The 18,741-nt window shown below is 49.6% G+C and carries 18 protein-coding genes; 10 read left to right on the forward strand and 8 right to left on the reverse strand.

Features of this window, described 5'->3' with window-relative positions:
- Positions 1 to 124 precede the first annotated feature (124 nt).
- Both SPI9445_RS30750 and SPI9445_RS0118475 read right to left on the reverse strand, forming a co-directional pair.
- Positions 125 to 274, reverse strand: coding sequence for a hypothetical protein (locus SPI9445_RS30750; protein WP_164674553.1), 150 nt, complete (start codon positions 272 to 274; stop codon positions 125 to 127).
- Between the two features lie 172 nt (positions 275 to 446).
- Positions 447 to 1,760 (reverse strand): aminopeptidase P N-terminal domain-containing protein, encoded by a 1,314-nt coding sequence (locus SPI9445_RS0118475; protein ID WP_017306259.1) that lies wholly within the window; start codon positions 1,758 to 1,760, stop codon positions 447 to 449.
- A 365-nt stretch (positions 1,761 to 2,125) separates the two neighbouring features.
- Here SPI9445_RS0118475 and SPI9445_RS0118480 point away from each other — a divergent pair, with 365 nt between their 5' ends.
- The gene (locus tag SPI9445_RS0118480; protein WP_017306260.1) at positions 2,126 to 3,133 is read left to right on the forward strand and encodes an ROK family protein; all 1,008 of its coding nucleotides are present in this window, start codon (positions 2,126 to 2,128) and stop codon (positions 3,131 to 3,133) included.
- A gap of 193 nt (positions 3,134 to 3,326) precedes the next feature.
- Here the strand turns inward: SPI9445_RS0118480 and SPI9445_RS31470 are convergent, their stop codons facing one another.
- Together SPI9445_RS31470 and SPI9445_RS26110 are read right to left on the reverse strand one after the other, a co-directional pair.
- Complete coding sequence (locus SPI9445_RS31470) at positions 3,327 to 4,118, reverse strand: glutathione S-transferase family protein (protein ID WP_017306261.1); 792 nt, start codon at positions 4,116 to 4,118, stop codon at positions 3,327 to 3,329.
- A 59-nt stretch (positions 4,119 to 4,177) separates the two neighbouring features.
- On the reverse strand, positions 4,178 to 4,681 hold the full coding sequence (locus tag SPI9445_RS26110; protein WP_017306262.1) for a YidH family protein: 504 nt from the start codon (positions 4,679 to 4,681) through the stop codon (positions 4,178 to 4,180).
- A 109-nt stretch (positions 4,682 to 4,790) separates the two neighbouring features.
- On the opposite strand from SPI9445_RS26110, the gene SPI9445_RS0118495 reads away from it, so the two are divergent.
- A complete protein-coding gene (locus SPI9445_RS0118495; protein ID WP_017306263.1) occupies positions 4,791 to 5,630 on the forward strand; it encodes a DUF4344 domain-containing metallopeptidase in 840 nt (279 codons plus the stop codon).
- Between the two features lie 426 nt (positions 5,631 to 6,056).
- Here the strand turns inward: SPI9445_RS0118495 and SPI9445_RS0118500 are convergent, their stop codons facing one another.
- Positions 6,057 to 7,259, reverse strand: coding sequence for an HhoA/HhoB/HtrA family serine endopeptidase (locus SPI9445_RS0118500; protein ID WP_017306264.1), 1,203 nt, complete (start codon positions 7,257 to 7,259; stop codon positions 6,057 to 6,059).
- Positions 7,260 to 7,530: 271 nt separating this feature from the next.
- Here SPI9445_RS0118500 and SPI9445_RS0118505 point away from each other — a divergent pair, with 271 nt between their 5' ends.
- Positions 7,531 to 8,679, forward strand: a complete 1,149-nt coding sequence (locus SPI9445_RS0118505) for a hypothetical protein (RefSeq protein WP_017306265.1) — start codon at positions 7,531 to 7,533, stop codon at positions 8,677 to 8,679.
- A gap of 117 nt (positions 8,680 to 8,796) precedes the next feature.
- Entirely contained in the window at positions 8,797 to 9,600 is an 804-nt protein-coding gene (locus SPI9445_RS0118510; protein WP_017306266.1) for a Tab2 family RNA-binding protein, read from the forward strand.
- 13 nt (positions 9,601 to 9,613) lie between these two features.
- On the opposite strand, the gene SPI9445_RS0118515 is transcribed toward SPI9445_RS0118510, so the two are convergent.
- The gene (locus SPI9445_RS0118515; protein WP_026079924.1) at positions 9,614 to 10,570 is read right to left on the reverse strand and encodes a GDP-mannose 4,6-dehydratase; all 957 of its coding nucleotides are present in this window, start codon (positions 10,568 to 10,570) and stop codon (positions 9,614 to 9,616) included.
- 10 nt (positions 10,571 to 10,580) lie between these two features.
- On the opposite strand from SPI9445_RS0118515, the gene SPI9445_RS30755 reads away from it, so the two are divergent.
- From SPI9445_RS30755 to SPI9445_RS0118535, 5 genes are all read left to right on the forward strand, one after another.
- Positions 10,581 to 10,766 (forward strand): hypothetical protein, encoded by a 186-nt coding sequence (locus SPI9445_RS30755; RefSeq protein ID WP_164674554.1) that lies wholly within the window; start codon positions 10,581 to 10,583, stop codon positions 10,764 to 10,766.
- Positions 10,767 to 10,926: 160 nt separating this feature from the next.
- A complete protein-coding gene (locus tag SPI9445_RS26115) occupies positions 10,927 to 11,895 on the forward strand; it encodes a GDSL-type esterase/lipase family protein (protein ID WP_017306268.1) in 969 nt (322 codons plus the stop codon).
- Positions 11,896 to 11,970: 75 nt separating this feature from the next.
- The gene (gene isiD / locus SPI9445_RS0118525; RefSeq protein WP_017306269.1) at positions 11,971 to 12,186 is read left to right on the forward strand and encodes a protein IsiD; all 216 of its coding nucleotides are present in this window, start codon (positions 11,971 to 11,973) and stop codon (positions 12,184 to 12,186) included.
- A 20-nt stretch (positions 12,187 to 12,206) separates the two neighbouring features.
- Positions 12,207 to 13,418, forward strand: coding sequence for a bifunctional phosphopantothenoylcysteine decarboxylase/phosphopantothenate--cysteine ligase CoaBC (gene coaBC, locus SPI9445_RS0118530; RefSeq protein WP_017306270.1), 1,212 nt, complete (start codon positions 12,207 to 12,209; stop codon positions 13,416 to 13,418).
- A gap of 602 nt (positions 13,419 to 14,020) precedes the next feature.
- Positions 14,021 to 14,200 carry a hypothetical protein gene (locus SPI9445_RS0118535; protein ID WP_017306271.1) on the forward strand — a complete coding sequence of 60 codons (180 nt, stop codon included), beginning with the start codon at positions 14,021 to 14,023 and terminating at the stop codon, positions 14,198 to 14,200.
- Positions 14,201 to 14,210: 10 nt separating this feature from the next.
- Here the strand turns inward: SPI9445_RS0118535 and SPI9445_RS0118540 are convergent, their stop codons facing one another.
- The gene (locus SPI9445_RS0118540; protein WP_017306272.1) at positions 14,211 to 14,657 is read right to left on the reverse strand and encodes a pre-16S rRNA-processing nuclease YqgF; all 447 of its coding nucleotides are present in this window, start codon (positions 14,655 to 14,657) and stop codon (positions 14,211 to 14,213) included.
- 188 nt (positions 14,658 to 14,845) lie between these two features.
- Positions 14,846 to 16,075 carry a DUF3747 domain-containing protein gene (locus SPI9445_RS0118545; RefSeq protein ID WP_017306273.1) on the reverse strand — a complete coding sequence of 410 codons (1,230 nt, stop codon included), beginning with the start codon at positions 16,073 to 16,075 and terminating at the stop codon, positions 14,846 to 14,848.
- Positions 16,076 to 16,521: 446 nt separating this feature from the next.
- Between SPI9445_RS0118545 and ppk1 the strand changes: the two genes are divergently transcribed.
- Complete coding sequence (gene ppk1, locus SPI9445_RS0118550) at positions 16,522 to 18,681, forward strand: polyphosphate kinase 1 (RefSeq protein WP_017306274.1); 2,160 nt, start codon at positions 16,522 to 16,524, stop codon at positions 18,679 to 18,681.
- Positions 18,682 to 18,741: the final 60 nt, after the last annotated feature.

An 18,741-nucleotide genomic window follows, 5' to 3' on the forward strand; every position in this document is an offset into this window, starting at 1 on the left:
TTACGGATTTTGCGATCGCTTGAGATACACTCCATCAAACCATAAAGGAGGGGTAGTATCTGAGTTCGATTCCACCCCTCCTTTAGACTATTAACTGAACTATTGTCTGTATTACTTCCGTCAATCATTCTTTTACCCATTGACAATACAACTGATTCTTTTCATCCTTCACCCAACGCGCTATAAGACGGGGTTTAGCTGTTGTTACAGGAAAGGTCGCGGGGGTAACGCTGGGAATTTGGACTTTGGATGGACGGGTGAGTGTAGTAGCCATGATCTTCAAACTCCTTAGTGATCAGAGGGGGGGAAGGGCTGTCTAAGTTGTTAACCTTTTCTTTACCTAACCTTTACTTTCAGTTTAACCCCTCTGCATCCGGATAGTGTGATGAGCGTCACAAATGTATAAATCCTCCGCTCCCCTGCTCCCTATTCCCTGGGTGTAGAGGTTACAAGTCTGCGATCGCCTTGGGAACATCAGCCGTGAGGACTTCATGGCCTTGTTCAGTCACTAAGACATCATCCTCAATACGAACCCCAATCCCGCGCCATTCGGGGGGGACTTCTGGTTGTCCTTCGGCGGGTTTAATATCTGGTGCGATATAAATTCCGGGTTCCACCGTTAAAATATTACCCGGTTGGAGAACTTGCCATTCCTCGGGACTAGATTGATACATCCCCACATCATGGACATCTAACCCCAACCAGTGGCCAGTACGGTGCATATAGAAGGGTTTATACTTCTCTTCCTTGATTAACTCTTCTAAGTCCCCTTGCAGCAGTCCAAAGTCAATTAATCCCTGAACCAGGACACAAACGGCTATATCGTGGAACTCATTATAGGCCTTGCCCGGTTGAACTTCTGCGATCGCCTTCATCTGAGCCGCTAACACCAACTCATAAATCGCCTGTTGATACTTGTTAAACTGACCATTCACCGGGAACGTCCGGGTAATATCCCCGTTATAGTAATCAAAGGCACAGCCCGCATCAATCAGCAACAAATCTCCATCCTGCATCTGACGGTCATTTTCCGTATAGTGGAGAATACAGGCATTAGCCCCCGATGCCACAATAGAGGGATAAGCCGGCCCCATCCCCCCTTGTAAGCGAAAGGTGTGCTCAATTTCCGCTTGCACCTGGTATTCATACATCCCCGGTTTAGCAAAGTGCCGAGCGCGATTATGAGCTTCCGCAGAGATGGCCGTAGCACGACGCATTAACTCCAATTCCGCCGCGCTTTTCACCTGTCGCAGAGGATGAACGAGGGAATTAGAATCAACGAGTGCCAAAGGCCCCGTCCCTCGTCGGGGATAAGTCATGATAAAACGTTGCCAATGTTGGAGAATCGTTTGATTAAACCCCTCATCTCGCCCTAGGTGATAGTATATTTGCTCTGCTTTTTCAATATATTGGGGGAATTTTTCGTTAAACTCTGTGATGGGATAAGCTTCATCGGCTCCATAACGTTCTTTTGCTTGTTCCACCCCCACTCGATACCCCGTCCAGGTTTCCTTTTCGGGATCTTTCGGTTGGACAAACAAGATAAAGCGGTGTTCCTCGTGGTGAGGTGCCAACACAGCAACAGCTTCCGGTTCATTAAATCCGGTTAAATAAAAAAAATCACTATCTTGGCGAAACGGGTACTCTACATCATTGTGCATCACCACCATCGGGGCGCTCCGAAAAACGGCCGTTCCCCGGCCGATTTTCCCCATAACTTGTTCTCGACGGTGACGGTACTCTGTGGCATCAATGCTCATAGTTTTTGCTTTTTCCCTCTGGTTAGCGAGTCTCCCCCTATTCTAGGGCTTGCTGAGGCAGTCTGCTTGTGGAGGGAGTGGGGAACAGGGAACAGGTAAAAGAAAAAATAGGTTGAGCTACGGTCTTTCTTTACAGCAATGTTGCGTTGAAAGCCCCATTCCCTTGTGGGTGGGGAGCTTCAAGCCTGTGGACAAGGTAAGCCGACTCCGTTGGTAGAAACCAGAAGTCAAACTGACTTAAACGCCTTGAGCCGTCAAGGTTTCAGCCTTTATCTAGCGGAAGTCATCCCCTAGAGTATTCGCCGAACCCCTAACCCCTAGTGAGTGAACTATAATCCGAAGGAGTTGGATCTTAGGAAAGAATCATGAGCATTTACTTAGGGGTTGACATTGGTGCTAGCACGGTCAAACTGGGATTATTTGATCCAGAAAAAGGGGTCATCGGAGAACGGTTAGATCGTCCCAGTAGCGCCTCTGAGGGTCCCGAAGCGACCGTAAATGTGATTAAAACGGCCACCAGTGAGCTACTCGAAGCCAATGATCTACAATTCAAGGATTTAAAAGCCATTGGTGCTTGTTGTCCCACTCCTATTGATGCTTCGGGAATGTGTGTTTATCCCACCAATATTGATCGCTCTTGGCAAGGAGTCAATGTTAGCCAAAAACTCTCGGAGGCTCTCCAGTTACCCGCCCTCCTCCTCAATGATGGAGACGCGGCCGCTTACCGGGAATACAGCGTCCGGGAGGCTCAAAATAAGGCCTCTTCTGTCATGGCTCAGTTTATTACCGGAACGGGATTAGGCGGTGCTTTGATTATCAACGGTAAAATCTGGTCGGCTCCGGCTGTTTCCGCAGAATTGGGTCATATTTGTATTGATAGTTCTGAAAATGCGGATCCCTGCGGATGTGGTGCGAGGGGGTGTGTGGAAACGAGATCCTCTTTATTGGGTCTGAGAAATATGGTTAAACACCGACAGGCTCAGGGGAATGTGCCGGAAGCGTTGCAAGGAGAGCCTATGGAGGTGGCGAAAATCCTGCGTCGCTTGGGTCAAATGGATGATCCTCTGTCGGATGTTGTGGCGATTTGGCAAGAGTATTTTACAAGTTTGGGCATAGCGGCTCGTAATGTGGTCAATACGGTAGGCTGTGACCTGATTGTGATTTCTGGGGGAGCGCAAGAAAGGGAAAAAACGGCATCTGATGGGGCTTATGAACGATTTAAACAGGAGGCCATCTCCTCGATTCGTCAGGGCATTGACCATAGTTTCCCCCATCTCACCCAGACAAGGGTGGAATGGTCTATTGATACGCTCCCAGATAGTGCGGCTTACGGTGCGGCTCAATATGCCAGTGTGATAGGGAATAAGGAATAGTTTAATGGGGAGAGTGGGAGAGTGGGAGAGTGGGAGAGAGGGGGAGCAGGGGAGCAGGGGAGAGGGGGAGTTGATAATTATTAACTATTCCCGATTCCCGACTCCCGATTCCCGACTCCCGACTCCTGACTCCACTTCGACTTCGCTCAGTGGCCACCGACTCCCGACTCCCGACTCCCGACGCACCTTTTCCCTACTCAATCTCAATAGGGGTGGGAGGCGCGTCTCCGGGGGATTGGGGGGTGAGGGGTTGGCGGAATTCGGCATAAAGGCGATCGCGCCAAGCAAAGAAAGGCGCGTAGGCACTATTATCCGCCAACTCCGGAATCCCTTTCCCTTTCAAGTGTTCCGGGATATCTAGATAATTCCCATCGGGGAACTTTAACACCATACTTAACCCAGCTACCGCCAAATCGGCCAGAGAGGCTGTATTCCCCACTAAATAGGGTTGACTCTCCAAAATCAAACACAAGGCCTCTAAATCCTGTTTTAGCCCCGTCACAGCCTCTTTTACCGAGTCTCCCCCCAAACCCACACCAGACCCTAACACATCGAGCAAATCCCCCGGAATTGCCCCCACTAAATTTTTCACAAAATCCGGCACATCTTTGGGCAAGACAGAAGTTCTGAAATTCTGATTCTTGTTTAAGGCCCCAATTAAAGCCTTGCGACCTTTCAATCCAATGGACTCATCCGCCCACTCCTCCATCATCAAACAAAACCCCTTAGCCCTAGGATTAGAGGGCAATAACGGTCGTTCAGGATACTTGCGTTCTAAATAAAACGCAATGTCTGTTGAGTCTCCAATATAGGTATCCCCATCCTTCAAAACTGGAACTTGCCGATGGCCGGACTTTTGAAATAAATCCAGTTGCCCCACCCCCGGAGTCACTTCTACTTTGCGGTAGTCTAACCCTTTGTAATCCAGAATCAAGCGGACTTTCTCAGAATATTGGGATAACTCAAATTGATACAACTCCAGCATGACAATTTTTCCTTAAACGATGGGCTACAGATACAGGGTACAGGTTTTTCCCCTCAGCGTCATGAGGGTTTATCGTTTCTCCCCCGCTTCAATTCTTCCAATACCTCAAGGGGTTTTTCGAGCAAACTCACCCGAATCCCTTCTCTCCAATAGGAAGCGGGGGATTGTTGACCATTGGGGGAACGATTGAGCAACAAAAGAGGAATACTTAACACCCCTAACCCCATGACCAATCCTGCCGTTAGCCAGACCATGAGGGGATTAGGGGTATAGTTACCTGTTTCGATTTGCTCACTGATGCGACCATAGTTCAAGATGGCTAGGGGGATGAGAATTAAACCTGTGAGAATAAAGCCTAGACCCAATATCTCCGACGTGCCTAAAGCACTCATGGAAACGGCCTCGGGATTATTCAGGTATTGACTTTGACGGAGAAACAGACCAAAACGTGCGATCGCCAAACCAATCCCAATCATTGCCAAAGCCGTGCGAATCCAAGCTAAAAACGTCCGTTCATTGGCCTGATGTTCTCGTTGACGATCTAGGGGAGGTTTTCCTGTCATTTTTTATTACTTTTTAGTCACGAATTAACTTTAAGATTTTAATGTATTTACCCCCCAAACATCAAATACAATAGGATTAGTTTTGGTCTATTTTTTACATGAGAAAAATATGCAGCCCTTCAAAGTTTCTCAAAGTCAGCCTTCTGGATTAACTCGTTCACCATGGGCAAGGACGGCTACCCTTGCCGCCCTATTGACCACTTCATCACTGTTCGGGTGTAATTTAGGCATTGCTCAAGGGAGTTACAATCAAGGAGAGATTACGATTAAATATGAGCGAGTTCAAGATAAAACCTATCAAGATGTCTACAATATTTTGACCCAAACCCAAGCTTTTAATGACATTGTGACCAATCTCAATGATACTTTTGCTTTGCCAACTAATGTTTTAGTAAAGTTCACCGAATGTGGGGAAGAGAATGCCTTTTATGATCCCAGTGATCGCTCCATTTGGATGTGCTACGAACTCATTCAAAGGTATGTTGATATTTTGAGTGAGGAAACGGAGTCAGATGAAGACTATTTAGCCCAAGTTATCAACGCGGCACTCTTTACCTTTCTTCATGAATTAGGTCATGCCTTAGTCGATATTTTGGAATTACCCATTACAGGCAAAGAAGAGGATGTAGTGGATGAATTTGCTGCCATTATGTTGTTGCGTGGGGGAGAGCAAGAAATTGAGGCGGTTTTTTCTGCGATGTATCAATTTGAATTAGATGCACAAGAGGCGGAAGAACTAGAGGATGAAATCTCCTATTGGGGTGTACATTCTTTGGACTTACAACGTTTCTACAATCTGGCCTGTTTTGTCTATGGCAGTGATCCTGAAGAATATGCCTACTTTATTGAGCATGAGTATTTACCGGAAGAGCGTGCAGAAGTTTGTGAAGAGGAATATGCTCGGAAAGAGAGAAGCTGGGATATTTTGTTAGGAGATTATTATAATTGACATCCTCTCCCCAGGCCGTTTTAACAAAAATGTTGCGGAATTCCCCTTCCTCGCTTGCAGGGACCGGATGGACTTGACCACTAACTCCCAAAGCGAAAACCAAGCTAAAAAGGGCTGTGTTGCAAGAGAAAATTTGGGTCTTAGGAACTAGGACTTCTGCCTGGGGAGGGAAGATAAGACTCGCTATATTTCGGTATAGAAAGCACTTCCCATTGAATCAGGAAGCTCCATCCTCGCGCCTCGGCAGGGTGGGGTAGTTCACCAACCCGTTGCCCACGGGCAGAGATAACATAGGGGGAGCAGGGGGGCAGGGGGGCAGGGGAGCAGGGGAGCAGGGGAGCAGGGGAGCAGGGGAGAGGGGGAGTTGATAATTATTAACTATTCCCGATTCCCGACTCCCGACTCCCGACTCCCGACTAGGGTCAATTAATCCGGGAAAACCCCCGGTGTAACTTGTAACTGCATCGTGCGTCTTTGACGGAGAATTGTCACCGCTAAAGGTTGACCAATCACACTCCGTTCCACTTGTTGCTGAACATCCATAGCTGTTGCTACAGCCACCCCGCCCACTTCAAGGATCACATCTCCGGCTTGAAAACCCGCTTGGGCGGCTGGGGAGCCTTGGATTACTTCCATAATGACAACGCCTTCATCAACGCTGACATTAAAGTTATGGCGGCTATTCTCATTGATTTCCTTGCGCCGTTCAGCGTTCAGGGTAATCATTTGAATGCCTAAATAGGGGTGATCAGCCTTGCCCTTACTAAATAACTGATTGGCAATCCGTTGAGCGGTTTCAACGGGAATGGCAAAACCTAAACCTTGGGCATTAGCGCGGATGGCTGTGTTCATGCCAATGACTTCCCCTTGGGCATTGAGTAGGGGGCCGCCGGAGTTGCCGGGATTAATCGCCGCGTCGGTTTGGATAAAACGAACACGCTTATCAGGAACTCCCACCTGTGTACTAGAACGGTCGAGAGCGCTGATAATGCCCACCGTGACGGTATTATCAAGGCCTAGGGGGTTGCCAATGGCGATCGCCCACTCCCCCGGAATCAAGGTTTCAGAATTCCCCAACTGTACAGTAGGCAAGTTTTCCGCCTCAATTTTCACCACAGCAATATCCGTCACATTATCCGCCCCAATCACCCGCCCCTCTAAAATGCGACCATCTTTCAAGGTGACGCGGACTAAATCCGAACCTTCCACCACATGAGCATTAGTAATCAAACGCCCATCAGAACTCAGAATAAACCCCGAACCCGTCCCCCGTTCGATGGGAGTTCTTGGTTCAGGAACATCATTGCCAAAAAAGCGACGGAAAAACGGCGAATCCCCAAAAGACTCCATCGACTGACTCGCCGTTGAACGCATCGCATCAATACGAACCACAGCCGGCCCAACTTTCTGCACCGCCTCGGCAATAAAGTTAATATTAGCTGGATTGGGGTTTGCTGCTGGGGAAGGAGTGACAGATAAGGGCTGTATAGCAGCAGGAAGAACCTCTGGCGTTGGCGTAACGGCATCGGGTCGTCCAGAAATAATATACTGATGCCCGACAAAGCCCACACCTCCACCAATGAATAGCAAACTAATATACAAACCCAGTTGCTTTAGTGGAATAGTCATCGAAAAATACAATTTATGCTTACTATCCCCATTCTACTCTTAACCTTTTGAGCTACGGCAATTTTGCCAGATTATTTCCCATTTCCCAAAATGGTGTAGTACCATGCTGGTGACTCCCTCCCGACGCTCCCCTAAGCCCTACGGCCAGACCGCGCCAACGGGAGAGCGTTCTGCAACTGGCGCGGATTGGCGAATTCTGTCTCCTCAAAGGCTTTTAAGTGTTGGGTGATTTCTACCTAATTGTCCACCGTTCTAATTTTCGGGAATTGCTATGAAGAAATTTCGGTTAATCACGCGCTCCACAGCCGCCTTATGTTTGGTGGGACTCCATACCCAAGTCGCCCAAGCCTCCACTAGGGTCATGGTTTGGCAACCGGATGAGGAAGGGGGGGGAGATATCCCGGTGGGCTATGAGACAGAAGACCGGACCAGTGAAGGAATGCCCCTCTCTCCACCAACTACCCTAGTTCCCCTGTCTCCAGTCGCCTCCTATACCCCCATTGAAAAAGACCCCTATATTCGGGCGGCCATTGACCCCGGTAGTTCCTCCCTTTCCCCGGAAGAATTACAACAACTCACGGCCGAGGATGTGATTCGGGATGGTCGGAGTTTTGCCGAACTGATTAACCCTACCTCGGAACAAATAGCCGCCAAAACCACAGGATTAAGGGCGGAAGAACAGGCCTGGGTCGAAGCAGACCGACAAGCGCGGGTGAGTGCTGCCCCAGTGGAATCGGCTCCCGTTGCGGCGACCTCGGCAACCCCTCGCCCCTCCTCGGAACCGCCTCTGTTAGCGGAATTAGAGGCCGACTTACAACGAATTCGCGCCGAAGTCGCTCAGTTGTCCACAGAAACCCTTGACCCGGCCCCAGTGATTCGCAGTGACTTTGTGCCGGAGTCTTTGCCGGAGGATTTTTTCCCACAACGGAACTTAGCCGCCACCCTACCAGACCTAAGCGAGGGGGATTTTCAAACCTTTGCCGGAACTCCGGGCTGGACGGAAGCGACAGAGAGTTTCGCCCGGATTAATCTCAGGTTCTTAAAAACGGATTTATTCAGCCAAGATTTAACCCAAATGGCGGTAGAGAGTTTTACGCGCCATCTAGGGCAGGAGGAAAAAAATCCCCTGGTGAAGGAATTACTAAGTTTTGAGGTGGGGGTTAATGTCTCGCCCTTTGAACTTCAGGGGGACTGGTGGACGGAGATTGCCGGGGAGGTGGATGACCTGTTTAAGGGTTGGGATATGGCACTAAATCCGGTCTTAGGTTTGGAGGTGAACCCAGTTTTTGGGGAGGTGGATTGGGTCTTAGAATCGACTGTTGAGTTATTCTCAGGCCAAACTACACTAGGACAACCGGGGGATTTCTCGGCGGCCTCCGTCCCCTTGATTGCTCAAAACCGTCTTAGTCGGAATAGGTGATAGGGAACAGGGGAGCAGGAGAACAGGGGAGCAGGGGAGCAGGGGAGAATTGATAATTATTCCCTATCACCGACTCCCGACTCCCGACTCCCAAACTATTCAACAAACCCTAGTGAGATGACGATTTGGCAAGCGGATTTTTATAAACAGCCTAGGGATAATTCCCCGGTTCCCCGGTGGGAGTTGGTGGTGTGTGATGAGCAGGGGAGCATCATCACTACGGCTACCTGTTCCCAAAGCGAGGCTTCTGTTCCTTGGCTGGTTGAAACCTTAACCCCTTTGCTGGGTGCCACTCGGCCGGAAAAAATCCAAGTGTTTCGCCCCCAGTCTCTGGCACTACTGGAAGCGGCCGCCCAACGATTCCAGATTCCCCTAGAAGCTACCCGTCAAACGGTGGCACTGAAGGGGATTTTAGCCCAACGGCGGGGGGGTGAGGTGGTTTTAGAGCAACCCCCACCCCAGCCCCTTCCCGAGGCGTTATGGGGGGAAAATTGGCGGTTTGGGAGTCTTCAGGCTGGGGACTTGTTAGCGGTGTTTTGCGATCGCCCTATTCCCATTCTCCAGATTCCTGACAACCTAGATCCCGTCGCATTAGGACTCCCTTCTACAACCCCCATTCCGGGCCTCATCATTGAGGGAGGACGGCGTTCCATGGTGTTAGCCCGTTGGTTGGAGGAGGTACACCCCGCAGCCGTGAACTATATCCCCACAGAAGCGGGGGTTTCGGGGGGATTATTGTTGGAAGCGGGGTTAGTGGATCGTTGGATTTTAGTCACCTTTGAAGATCCAGAAGTCGCTCGGGCGGCTGAACTCTATCAACAGCGTCTCGTCGTCAGTCAGGGGTTACATTTTCTCCTCGTGCAACCGGATGATACTGGCGTGACCTATAGTGGATTTTGGGTCTTATCTCGGGCTTGTTGAATCAGTCGGGGAGTCATGAATTGAGGCTGGCTTTAACCATCTGTTGCGCCACATCCTTCATCTTATAACGAGCGACCCAACCTAACTTTTCCTTAGCCTTGTGGGGATTGCCACAACTGACCGCAATATCTGTGGGACGGAATAAACTTTGGTCGGTAATCACATGATCCCGCCAGTCCAAACCTAAACAGGCAAAAACTTCGGCCACAAAATCCTCTAGACTATGGGTTTCTCCGGTGCAGACAACATAATCATCTGGGTCTGGGTGCTGCAACATTAAATACATGGACTCGACAAAATCCGGAGCCCATCCCCAGTCCCGTTGAATGCGGGTATTGCCGAGGTGGAGTTTATCCTGTTGACCTTGGGCAATCGCACAGGCGGCTGAGACGATTTTTTGAGTGACAAAGCGTTGGGGACGGAGGGGAGAGTCATGATTGAACAAAATCCCCGAACAGGCAAAAATCTTGTAGGCTTCCCGATAATTGGCCACTTGCCAAAAGGCGGCCGCTTTGGCGACAGCATAAGGACTCCGGGGACGAAAGGGAGTCATTTCATCGGCGGCCTGGTCGGGGGTATTGCCAAAACATTCACTAGACCCGGCATTGTAAAACTTAATCTGGGCTCCGGTAAAGCGAATGGCCTCTAGGAGGTTTAATGTCCCCCCGTTGATGCTTTCCATGGTCTCGACCGGAAGTTCAAAGGAGAGTCCTACAGAGGTTTGTCCTGCTAAATTATAGATTTCATCCGGTTGTACTTTGTTGATGACTTGTAAGACGCTGCGAAAGTCGTTGAGGGACATGGAGGCAACTTTAATGCGATCGCGCAATCCTAACTGTTTCAAGTTACTAAAGGAACACATGGGAGCATCTCGCGATGTTCCCCACACTTGATAATCCTTTTGCAGAAGGAGATCCGCGAGATAAGCTCCATCTTGTCCAGAAATTCCACAAATTAAGGCTGTCTTCAAGGGAGATAGATTGAAAGCGACGTTAACTAGCAATTCATGCCAGTTTAACAAATTTGCCGGGAATTCCCCATCCCGCCAGTGGAGTGGAGTCGTTCACGCTTATCCGAAAAATCGGTTGTTGTCGGGAGAATTGCTGAATAAGTCCGAGAGTTGGGGAATCGGGAGTCGGGAGTCGGGAGTCGGGAGTCGGGAATAGGCAATCGTGCCAGTTTTAGATGATCTGTTCCCTGTTAAGAGTTCCCTGTTCCCTTGTTGATGTTATTCAGCAGACCCTACTTATTAATAATGAATCTCTGTCCTGACCTTCCTAGTTTCGGCTTGTTTTATAAACTGTGACGGTTGATGGAAAAACAAGCATGAGTAACCTGTGTTTCTTGGCGTTTAGTTTACTACCTCTTTCTCTACCCCCGCCCCCGGTATCCTTGGCAGGATGGGGGGCATTGGGGCAGCATTTCCGGGGAGAACAGCCCTCTTTTGCGGATAACTTAGCTGTAGCTGCCTCCACCCCTACGCCAGAGTGGACCGACCCCGAAATGATGCCAGAGACGACCAACCGGGCTGTTTTTGCCGCCCCTACTCCTACCTCCGGGCCTCAACTCTATCACCAACGTCTCACGGCCTTACAACGGGGGGAACTGCACAGTCGCTTACACCCCAGTAGTTTTTACCCCGCTTGGGAAAAGGTAGTGCAACAACCCACTCATCAACAGTGGCAGCAGTTGTTAGCAGAAGAAGCCAAAGCGATCGCCCGGGGCCAAGGCCAGAATCGTCTAAACATTATGGTGGGGGATTCTCTCACCCTCTGGTTTCCCACAACGACTTTATCCAGTAGCGGGTTTTGGCTCAATCAAGGGATTTCTGGGGAGAATACCGGGCAAATCCTCCAACGCCTTGGGGTGCTAGATGAAACGCGACCCAGTACCATCTACATCATGGCCGGGGTGAATGATTTGCGACAGGGGGCCAGTGATCAGACAATTCTCCGCCATACCCGCCAAATCCTCCGCCATCTTAGAACCCGTCATCCCCAAGCGGAGATTATGATTCAGTCCATTTTACCCACTCGTTTAGCCGCCATTCCCCCGGAACGGATTGATCGGTTAAATCAGGCGATCGCACAAATAGCCCAAAGCGAAGGCGTGAGTTATTTAAACCTCGCCCCCCTGTTTCAGGATGAAACCGGACAACTGCAACGGGAATTAACCACCGATGGCTTACACCTCAGCCCCCAAGGGTATCAAGTCTGGCAAAGGATCTTAGCCGAACAATTCCGCCCTAATCCAGAGAAATCCTCGCCAATCCTTGAAGTTATGGTACAAAACTGAGACTTTGGGGAAGTGCTTTGCTAAGATGAGGACATGGGGTAAATCTTGGTAATATCGCTCTGTGGAGATAAGGTCATGACAACGACAATCACGGTTCCGAAGAGCAAACTAGCATCCGTTGATGCGGCCGATGTGGCCAAACTGGCTGAACGTTTAGAACAAGATGACTATACTAATCCTTTTGAGGCCTTAGAAGACTGGCATCTGTTGCGCGCGATCGCCTTTCATAATAGCGAGTTAGTAGAACCCTATCTTTACTTGCTGGATATTGAAGCCTACGATGAAGCATAGATTTAGCTACTTGCCACATCATGTTTCAAGGTAGACGGATTCTGTTAGGTATAGGCGGTGGCATCGCCGCCTATAAACTTTGTGAGGTCATTTCCACCCTCGGGAAAGCCAAAGCCGAGGTACGGGTGATGATGACCCAACAAGCCACCCAGTTTATTACACCCCTCACCCTAGCCACCTTAAGCCGCCATCCCGTCTATACCGATCAAGACTTTTGGCAAGCCCATCATCATCGCCCCCTCCATATTGAGTTAGGGGAATGGGCCGAGGTGTTAGCCATTGCTCCCCTCACCGCCAACACCCTCGGCAAACTCGCCCACGGACTAGCGGACAACCTCCTCACCAACACCGTTTTAGCCTCCGCCTGCCCCATTTTACTCGCCCCCGCCATGAATACAGAAATGTGGCAACAAATCCCCGTACAACGGAACTGGCAAACTATTCAACGCATCCCCCGCTACCATAGTCTAGCCCCCGGAGACGGGATTTTAGCCTGCGATCGCCAAGGCACCGGCCGCATGGCCGAACCCGCCGAAATCCTCACCGCCCTAGAATCCCTCCTCTGGACCCAAGGCAAACAGGATCTCGCCGGAAAATGCCTCCTCATCACCGCCGGAGGCACCCGAGAATACTTGGATCCCGTCCGTTTTCTGGGCAATCCCTCCACCGGGAAAATGGGCGTAGCCCTAGCCCAAGCCGCCTTAATGCGCGGCGCCACCGTCACCCTGATTCATGCCCCCCTCATTCCCCCGGTTCCTCTCCACCGGGATATTAAAACCTTCCCCGTAGAAACCGCCCAGGAAATGCAGCAAGCCCTATTACGGGAGTTTCCCCAAGCGGATTGGCTGCTCATGGCGGCCGCGGTGGGAGACATGAAACCCCAAAAATATTCCCCCGTCAAACTGCCCAAAGCAGAACTCCCTTCTCAATTACCCCTCACCTTTGTTCCCGATTTATTAATGGAGTTGGAAAGTCGGAAACAACCCCATCAAAAATTAATCGGTTTTGCGGCTCAAACCGGGAGTATTATTCAACCCGCTTGGGAAAAATTAAAGCGTAAAAATCTAGATGCTATTGTAGCCAATCCCGTCGATCAAGTGGGGGTAGGCTTTGGAACCGATCAAAATCAAGCCGTGTTTTTCGCGAAAACAGGAGAGAAACAGGAAGTTGAACGTTGTTCTAAGTTGCAATTAGCCCATCGTTTGTTTGACTTTATCTTAGAAAACTTATAATTAGGGTCTGCTGAATAACTCTACTCGTGGGGTTAGGGAACAGGGGGAGATTTATCCCTCAAACCTTGCAGTTTCTCGCTCCTAATACCAATTTAACTTGAGTTGTGTTCAGTAGGGGAAGGTTGGGGGAACGGGGAACACCGGATCCGGGAACAGGGGAAATTCAGGTTTTTGCCCTCAAGTCTATTTAATTTGGTATCACTAGGGTTTGTTGAGTAGTTTGGGAGTCAGTAGTCGGTGTAGGGGCGCAATGCTTGCGCCCTAGGGAATCGGGAGTCGGGAATCGGGAAAAGGCAGTCGGGAATAGGTAATAGGTAATAGGTAATAATTATCAACTCCCCTGCTCCCCTACTCCCCTACTCCCCTGCTCCCCTGCTCCCCTACTCCCCTACTCCCCTACTCCCCTGCTCCCCTGCTCCCGACAATGCCAACAGTCAGCCCCAATTATTAAGGTTTTATTAATAATTCTTTATAATTGGATCCCAGTGATCCCTATCACCTATTAAGAGAGTTTAAACTCACTTTCCCTGTCCCCTTTTTGCGTCATAGTAGAGACTAATAATAAATCTTTCCTTAATATTTCCTTTTCAGTAAGGAGTGCTATGACTGTTAATATCCGCGAACGAACTGCACAAATTCTTTCATCTCGTACCATTTCCCGCTTTGATCAACAACTCATGTCTGCCATGTTAGGTCAACGGGATCTCAACGACCAAGACCGCACCTTAATTGAACGCGTGTTTTATGGGGTGCGTCATGGTTTGTTGAAAACAGTGGATTAAAGGGATCGGATTAACCGGATGAAGGGTGTTCTACAGAACGAAAGTAGCGTTCAATTAATAGAATCGCCACAATATCATCAATGGGACGAGGAGGCACGCGCATCCCTTGGGGAATCAATCGAGTCAGCCCTTGAGGAGGATACATTTCCCAATAGCGATCGCGAGCCTCCAATGAACTATTCCGCTCATCTACTAAGACAACGGGTAACGGGGGAGATAAGGCCTCTCCTAACTGTTGTTGCCAGATTTTGGCCGTGGTTTGATTCCCCATAATTATCTGGTTAATAGGGTATTTTCGGCGATACTGTTCAATCTGTGCGATCGCCTCTGAGGACGGAATCACCACATGGTCATACACAGTCCCCGGTTCATCCATCACCGCAAGACCACATTTATCCCGTCCTGGGTCGAATCCTAGGAGATAGTTTTTGGAATCATTCATAGTGGTCAAATCCATCTTAACGACTTTGTCGGGTCTGCTGAATATCCCTCAAAGCAATTTTAATAGGGCTTTCGATTGGGAGCGAGAAACTGCAAGATTTTAGGGATAAATCATCAAAAAGGCTTGCCTTTTTCCGACTCCCCTTCCTGTTCCCCGTTCCCTGTTCCCTAGCCCTAGGAGCAGACTTATTCAACAAGCCCTAATTACTGATCCGCCTTAGCGCAATTGAGCATCCGTAACGTAGCCGTAGCCGCATAATTACGCAGAGAAGCCGCATTAGGCGAAAAACTCGTTCCCCGCTCATTCAAGGGAGACGCAACCCCACAATAGCCCGACATCTCACGAATCACGGCATTTCCCCAGTGACCACTGGTATCGGTGAAATTAAAAGGTGTTTGTTTCTGACCCAATTGAGCGCTCATACCCCGTTGGGTTCTGCTATACTGAGCCGCTTTCTGCATGATGGCCATAAGTTCTGCCCGTGTCACCGCTTGGGCAGGGCGAAACTGCCCATCTGGATAGCCCGTCACAATCCCCGTATTGCGCGCCCACTGAATCTTACCCGCACTCCACCGAGAGGCTGCCACATCTGGGAAAGGAGCCGAGGCCAGATTAGTCGGTTCCGTTGCACTGACACCCGGAATGGTTCTCAAGGCCTCAAACACCATCGAAACCACTTGTTCCCGCGTTAAAGAAGCCAGAGGGCGGAAAGTATTATCTTCCGGGAAACCCGCAATAAAGCCCACTCTCACCGCTTCCTCAATTTGGGTGCGGTAGATATCCCCCGTAATGTCTCGGAAGGTTGCCGGGGTGCTAGGAGGGGTTGTGGGGGGTGTTGTTGGGGGTGTTGTGGGAGGGGTAGGAGTTCCACCTACGGGAGTTCCTTCATAGGTGAAATAAACATGACCTAATGTGCGGTCTTGATAGGTGCGTTTTGTGAAGCGCCAACCCGGAGTCAGAACTAAACGACTATATCCCCCGGGATTTAAACCATTAGTCCGAGCGAGAACCAACTCTTGTAAACCCGGACGGGCGCCTGTGCGCGGGGTAGCGACTAATAAAAGTTCCCCGCTCCGTTGAACCACCCGCAACAGATAGTCTAACCCGTAATCCTCATTATTGATGCGTACTGAGTAGCCGTTACTGTCGGAAAAACGCCCACAATGTCCGCTAAAGTCAAAGGTTGTCCAGAGAGGGTTAATCACAATAGGAGAGCTGCCTGACTCAGCCCAACACTGGTTTCTCCCGGGCAGTTGTTCAATAATCATCAGGTTAAATTGATTGCTGCCAAAGGGTGTCGCCACGGCCGCAAAAGACCCTTGATCAACTTCCTGTTGACCAAAAAGGGAGGCCTTGGCGGGACTCATCCAGAGGGTGGTTGAAAGGGCGGCTGTTGCTAGGGCTGCAAATTTCAGTGGTAGTGCCAATTTCATGCTAATACTCCTTAATTTCCGGATCAGGTGAGATATCAAAACCCATAGGAAACTGTGACCATAGTCTTGTCAAGCATGGCTATGGTACCGTGGTTTACTGGGCGATGGTGGAATCCTTGTCTATTCTCTCAACCTCTTGCGCTTTTTGAAGGAAAAAGCGGGGAAAGTGTTCCCTAGGGGCGAGTATCTGTAGATAGGGTCTGCTGAATCACTGGGCTAGGGAACGGGGAGCAGGGAATAGGGGATAATTCTTGATTCTTTGACTCCTGACACCCGACTCTCCGACGCATTCAGCAAGCCCTACTTATTTCTTAACCCGAACATAAATTGATTTGTCGGGCTTTCAGGATAGGATGAACAATGGACGGCAGGGGACGCATCATGGCCTGTGAATTGAGGATTCGCCCCCTCCCGCAAGTTCTTGTGTTGCTTCTTCCTCAACGATTATGTCCAAAGCCAAAGCCTCCGATCCCACTGCTACAACCCTAAATTTCAAAGATCCCCAATACTACTTCAACCGCGAATTGAGTTGGTTAGAGTTTAACTACCGTGTTCTCCACGAAGCCCTAGACCCCCGCACCCTATTACTCGATCGACTCAAATTTTTGGCTATCTTCAACGCCAACTTAGATGAATTTTTCATGGTGCGCGTCGCTGGACTGAAACAACAAGTAGAAGCAGATGTGCATAAACTCACCCCCGATGGTCGCACCCCTTCTCAACAATTGGAGGAAATTAGCGATCGCCTGCGTCCCATGGTCGAACAACAGGATCAAATCTTTGAACACACCCTCAGACCCCAACTTGCCTCAGAAGGGGCTTATTTAGTCAACTACTTTGATCTGCACCAAGAACAACGGAAATATCTACAACAATTCTTTGAAGCCCATATTTTCCCCGTCCTCACCCCCCTAGCCGTCGATCCCTCCCATCCCTTCCCCCACATCTCCAACCTCAGTTTAAACCTAGCCGTCCTCGTCCAAGATCCCGAAACCAAAGAAGAACTCTTTGCCCGGATTAAAGTCCCTCAAGTCTTGCCCCGTTTCGTCAAACTGCCCAATGATCTCCAAGACTCTGGAGAGAAAGCTGTAGTCTGGACAGGTGTTCCCTTAGAACAAGTCATTGCCCATAACCTAGAAACCCTGTTCCCCGGCATGAATGTCCAAGAATGTTATCCCTTCCGGGTGACACGCAACGCAGACATTGCCCTAGAAGAAGATGAGGCCGATGATCTCCTCTTAGCCATTGAAAAGGAATTGCGGAAACGGCGCATGGGCGGATCCGCCGTCCGTTTAGAAATTCAGGCCTCCATGCCCGATAGCGTGCGTCAAACCCTCATGAGAGGCTTGGATCTCGACGAAATCGACGTTTATGAGGTGGAAGGACTCTTAGGGCTACAAGACCTCATGACCTTGCTTAAACTGCCCTTACCCCATCTCCTTGAACCTGCTTGGACTCCAGTAGTTCCTCCCCGCATTCAACGGATGTTTGACTCAGCTGAGGCCAGTCGTAAATTAGAACGGGATGATGGAGAAGACATCTTTCAACTCTTATCCCAAGGGGATTTACTCTTACACCATCCCTATTATTCCTTTACCTCCTCGGTGCAGGAGTTCATCACCCAGTCTGCTTGTGATCCCCATGTGTTAGCGATCAAAATGACCCTCTACCGGACTTCTGGGGATTCTCCTATTGTTAAAGCCCTGATTCAAGCGGCGGAAAATGGGAAACAAGTGGTAGCGCTGGTGGAATTGAAAGCCCGTTTTGATGAAGAAAATAATATTCAATGGGCGAGAACCTTAGAACAGGCGGGGGTTCATGTGGTGTATGGTTTAGTGGGTCTTAAAACCCATACTAAAATTGTCCTAGTGGTGCGTCAGGAAGCCAATGCCATTAAGCGTTATGTCCATGTTGGGACGGGGAACTATAACCCCAAAACTGCTCGCTTATATACGGATTTGGGTTTATTAAGCTGTCGGGATGAATTGGGAGCGGATTTAACGGACTTGTTTAATTTCCTGACGGGGTATTCTCGCCAGAAGTCCTATCGAAAATTGTTAGTCTCTCCGGTGAATTTGCGCGATCGCCTGATGACCCTCATTGACCGAGAAATCAAGAACGTCCAAGGGGGAGGCACGGGTCGGATTGTGGCTAAAATGAACTCTTTAGTAGACCCCAAAATGATCGCCAAACTCTACGCAGCCTCTCAAGCGGGGGTAAAAATTGACCTGATTGTGCGGGGGATTTGTTGTTTACGGCCTCAACTCCCAGAGGTGAGCGAAAATATCAACGTGATTAGTATTGTTGGCGCATTCCTTGAACATTCCCGCATCTTTTATTTTTATAACCAAGGGGAAGATGAGGTTTATATCGGCAGCGCCGACTGGATGCCGCGCAATTTAGATCGTCGTGTGGAAGCGGTGACACCCATTGAAGATCCCGAAATTGTCAAAGATATTCAAGAAATTTTGGGGGTCATGTTGGCGGATAATCGTCAAGCGTGGGAATTACAAGAGGATGGTAGTTATCAGCAACGGCAACCTGAAACCCGCACCCAATCCCGCAGCGCCCAAAAGATGCTGATGGAGATGGCGTTAGGGAGTTGAGATCCTTTGGGTGGGGGCGCAATGGCAATGAGTGGCGAGGTATTGATCACAATTGAAAAT

It is taken from the genome of Spirulina subsalsa PCC 9445 (genome assembly GCF_000314005.1).
In the GTDB taxonomy this organism is placed as follows: Bacteria; Cyanobacteriota; Cyanobacteriia; order Cyanobacteriales; family Spirulinaceae; genus Spirulina_A; species Spirulina_A subsalsa.

Bases quoted from the DNA above. Each gene is read 5' to 3' on its own strand.
- SPI9445_RS0118545 (WP_017306273.1), bottom strand. From the start codon at position 16,075: ATGAAATTGGCACTACCACTGAAATTTGCAGCCCTAGCAACAGCCGCC.
- SPI9445_RS0118535 (WP_017306271.1), top strand. From the start codon at position 14,021: ATGACTGTTAATATCCGCGAACGAACTGCACAAATTCTTTCATCTCGT.
- SPI9445_RS31470 (WP_017306261.1), bottom strand. From the start codon at position 4,118: ATGCTGGAGTTGTATCAATTTGAGTTATCCCAATATTCTGAGAAAGTC.
- SPI9445_RS26110 (WP_017306262.1), bottom strand. From the start codon at position 4,681: ATGACAGGAAAACCTCCCCTAGATCGTCAACGAGAACATCAGGCCAAT.
- ppk1 (WP_017306274.1), top strand. From the start codon at position 16,522: ATGTCCAAAGCCAAAGCCTCCGATCCCACTGCTACAACCCTAAATTTC.
- SPI9445_RS0118480 (WP_017306260.1), top strand. From the start codon at position 2,126: ATGAGCATTTACTTAGGGGTTGACATTGGTGCTAGCACGGTCAAACTG.
- SPI9445_RS0118475 (WP_017306259.1), bottom strand. From the start codon at position 1,760: ATGAGCATTGATGCCACAGAGTACCGTCACCGTCGAGAACAAGTTATG.
- SPI9445_RS0118510 (WP_017306266.1), top strand. From the start codon at position 8,797: ATGACGATTTGGCAAGCGGATTTTTATAAACAGCCTAGGGATAATTCC.
- SPI9445_RS30750 (WP_164674553.1), bottom strand. From the start codon at position 274: ATGGCTACTACACTCACCCGTCCATCCAAAGTCCAAATTCCCAGCGTT.
- isiD (WP_017306269.1), top strand. From the start codon at position 11,971: ATGACAACGACAATCACGGTTCCGAAGAGCAAACTAGCATCCGTTGAT.
- SPI9445_RS0118500 (WP_017306264.1), bottom strand. From the start codon at position 7,259: ATGACTATTCCACTAAAGCAACTGGGTTTGTATATTAGTTTGCTATTC.
- SPI9445_RS26115 (WP_017306268.1), top strand. From the start codon at position 10,927: ATGAGTAACCTGTGTTTCTTGGCGTTTAGTTTACTACCTCTTTCTCTA.
- SPI9445_RS0118540 (WP_017306272.1), bottom strand. From the start codon at position 14,657: ATGGATTTGACCACTATGAATGATTCCAAAAACTATCTCCTAGGATTC.
- SPI9445_RS0118495 (WP_017306263.1), top strand. From the start codon at position 4,791: ATGCAGCCCTTCAAAGTTTCTCAAAGTCAGCCTTCTGGATTAACTCGT.
- coaBC (WP_017306270.1), top strand. From the start codon at position 12,207: ATGTTTCAAGGTAGACGGATTCTGTTAGGTATAGGCGGTGGCATCGCC.
- SPI9445_RS0118505 (WP_017306265.1), top strand. From the start codon at position 7,531: ATGAAGAAATTTCGGTTAATCACGCGCTCCACAGCCGCCTTATGTTTG.